The organism is Bradyrhizobium sp. SUTN9-2, from assembly GCF_003122645.1.
GTDB classification, from domain to species: Bacteria; Pseudomonadota; Alphaproteobacteria; order Rhizobiales; family Xanthobacteraceae; genus Bradyrhizobium; species Bradyrhizobium yuanmingense.
This window is the reverse complement of record NZ_LAXE01000001.1, coordinates 2,750,116-2,752,066: the sequence shown is the minus strand read 5'-3', so window position 1 is coordinate 2,752,066 and position 1,951 is coordinate 2,750,116. Positions and strand designations below refer to the sequence as shown.

The window sequence follows — 1,951 nt, the reverse complement described above, 5'->3', positions numbered from 1 at the left end:
AGCCGACTTCCTGCCGGGTTCATCCGGCTCTCAAAGCCGCCGCGGACCGGCTCAGGAAGGTCCAACAGCTGCTTGGAGCCGCGCACCCGCAGTTTTCGCTGTCCTGACCGCACGCATCACGACCTGCCGGGCCCCCACAGGTGGCTCGACATTCATCCAGCAATCAGGATTGCGCTTGTCCTGCTCGTGGACGTGCAGCCACGAGCGCGGTCGAAAATACCACATCAAGCGTTTCCCTTCATGGATCGCCGTACCGTGCCACATGCCCGACCCGGTGTGCCTCTCGATGCTCGTGATCAACATACCGTCTCCACCGTGCCGCTGAGTGCCTGACTGTTGGATTGCCGCTACTTGCATTTTCATTCTCCCGTGCGCGCCCCGTGGCGAACAAGCGAGTTCGCAGGACCATGGTTCTGGCGGCTTGGCGGCGGGCAGGAATGCGTCTGCGCGACTGGTCAGACCAGAGGCGGTGGAGGACTGGTACAGCGCCCAGGGCGCTGTAAGACGTTTCTGTCATGGTTTTAGTGCTCGCGGTTCTAAACCGGCTTCTGACGGCCGGGCGCCAGCGGCGGGCTGGCACCGGGAGGGTCAGAACACGTCCGCGAGAACGTGCGCCATGGCCTTTACCCCGAAGGGCTATTGCATAGCCGTGGCACTCCCGGCATAGTGAGCCGGTCGCTGCCCACAGCAAATGGGCGCGGTACTATTTCAGCGGGATCATGAGCCCGGCAAGGCCCTGGGCCCGCCTATCGCGGATGAAGTGCTATCCCCGGCAAGGGACCACTTCGGGAGTTCTGACGCTCCGCGAACCAGTTTACCCCGAATCACTAACGAATTCACCCCCTCCAAGGGGCGCTTCAGCGCGCCTGTGCACCCGTATTTTTCCCATGCGCCGCGGTGGAAGCCGCCGCCGAGGAGCTTTTTCGCGCGTGCAGGTTGTGACAATGTGCGACCGATATTAGGCTGGGGGTAGTAGTGACTGACGACGACTTTCAGCGGTTCGTGCTGTTGAACCGCCTTGTGAGCATTTCGACTTCGCACGCGCCAGTGGCCCATAAACCGCCTTTAGTGGCCGGGGCAACGTTGCTTCAGGCCTTGGGCGACAGAAGAGTCGCTGGACATGCAATTGAGTTTATTGGCGCCCAGGAAGCCGAGAAGGATGCTGAAGAGACGGAAGACGAGCGGATCGCTCGCTGTTCGGGCCTCAACTTCATCCTGCTTCGCGACATGAAGGTCGACAAGGATGGTGACTTTCTCTACGCCAAGCTGCTTCTTGAGTACGTCGACCATGGCAAGAGGACGTTCTCAGTCGTCGATACGGAGAGCCTTGAAGGTCGAGATATAGCTGGGAGCAAGAATGAGCGGGGCGGTATCTCTACCCACATCGTAATCCGGCTGCCAACGAGCCAGCACGATGACGGCCAGTACCGGTGCGCGATCGAGGTGGCTCATTCGTTCAATCGGCAAATGATCGAGACTTTCATTTGCAGGCAACTACGTCGATGGGCTCGAGCAGAGGAGCTGACCTATACAGTTCGCACTCCGGATAAGAGAAAGCCGGGCCAGATGAACACTAAGGACTACAAATACACCCCGAGACTAGAGCTCCTAGCCGACGTGGGGCGGGCATTGTCATTTGCCACGGCGGGCGGCCGTGAACTCAATCAGATGATCTTCTCTAAACGGTCCGCGAAGCAATCCATTGGCGGCAAAGATCACGTTGTCGATGAAGAAATCATCGCCGACGTAGAACTGAGGGTAAAGGCGCAGAACGGTCCGGCCGATCCACTCGAGCGGATAAAATGGTTCACCGGAATTCGCGCTCTCTACGAGGCAAATGGCTATAAGACCAGACTTTCGTACAAGCAGCTCAACGGGGGGATTGTGACAGGCAAGATTCACCAAGCTCTAGCCGGTGCTACCGACTTGGTGATGTGCCAAAAGGAACTAA

Annotated in this window: 1 protein-coding gene; it reads left to right on the top strand. The window is 58.8% G+C overall.

Features of this window, described 5'->3' with window-relative positions; genetic code table 11:
• Positions 1-975: 975 nt before the first annotated feature.
• Positions 976-1,951, top strand: a 976-nt coding sequence (locus XF30_RS38105; protein WP_158284369.1) for a hypothetical protein, incomplete at its 3' end; no start/stop codon positions are given.